General features: G+C 48.5%; 1 protein-coding gene. It reads right to left on the reverse strand.

Annotation, left to right across the window (positions count from 1 at the left end; genetic code table 11):
* Positions 1-1,239, reverse strand: a 1,239-nt coding sequence (locus R8N47_RS23510; protein WP_318185893.1) for an inorganic triphosphatase, incomplete at both ends; no start/stop codon positions are given.

The following is a 1,239-nucleotide window of genomic DNA, read 5'->3' on the forward strand; positions in this document are numbered from 1 at the left end:
GCCCAAGGAAGGCGGAAGCTATTACGCTCGTCGAAGTTGTACAAGCTCGCAAAACCAATTCCAGTGTAAAGGTTACGCAGCAGACGGTAACGCTGATCCACATACTCTTGCGCAGACAAATCACGCTCTGCAGGGAAAGCTTCCATCAGCTCAGCCCAAGTGCGATCCAATTGCGTTACAGAAAACGGCATGATGTTGCTTGCCATCTTCTCGCGCGCTTTCTCATCCAAGAATGGCTGCCAGCCACGCGCTAAGATCCAGCGGCTAAGATCCAGCAGTAATCCTGTGTAACGCGCCGAACTCAACAATGTCAGCATCTCTTCACGACTTGGCAACTCTTCCAACTGTTGAGTCAACTCAGAGACAAGGAACTTACGCGCGTCAAGTTTGCGCAATACGTTACCTTTATCATCAAGCAACTCTTCAAGGTGAGCATGTTCATCAAGCCAAACGAGCTCTTCTTCTAACCACTTCAATTCTTGACGCAAGATAGCGCTCGCACGACGAGGCACTACGCCACCAAAAATGGTCAATGTTTGGCGAATAAAACGAATGGCGTTACTGATTTCACGCAGCGCTTCCACACTGTCGCGCTCTGAGTAAATTTGTTCGTGGTAATGCCAATGCGATAAAGCATGTTCAAGTGAATTGATTAAGCAGTATTCAACGGTGTCTGTTTTGTTACTGTCCACTAAAGAAAGCGGCTTCACTTCGTCGCCAGTGTAACCAGTCGCTAAACGGTAGCCTTTTGCGGCTTTGCTCAAGTTACCCAGACGCATCCCACCTTGTTCGCAGAAACTGCGCGCCAAAGTAAATAGTGCATCGGTCTGGCCAGATTTGAGTTCAAGTTCGACTTCACAAATCGGTTCTTGTCTCTCTTCTCCGTCTTCCCCTTGCGCGACAACCATGCCTTGGTCAAACGCGACCTCTACTTGGCTGCCATCTGGCATACCAATCAGCCACTGCTCACGCGTGAAGTTGGTCGAAAAAAGCGGAACTAACTCGGATTGTAGAGTCGCGACATCTTTGCCTGACGGCCAGATATCGGAAGGATGAAGCGAAAGATCCGGTTCATTATTTGTGTGCTCAGCATTGTATTCTGGTCTTTGATGTAAGCCTGCGACAACGCGTCCTGCGGTTTTTACGGTTTGGACGAAAACGTCATCAAAACGGCGAATTCTTAAACCAATGTCGTGCTGTCTTAGCCAATTGTCAGCTGTATCAAAATAGGTGTTACCC

It is taken from the genome of Vibrio sp. 2132-1, assembly GCF_033344315.1.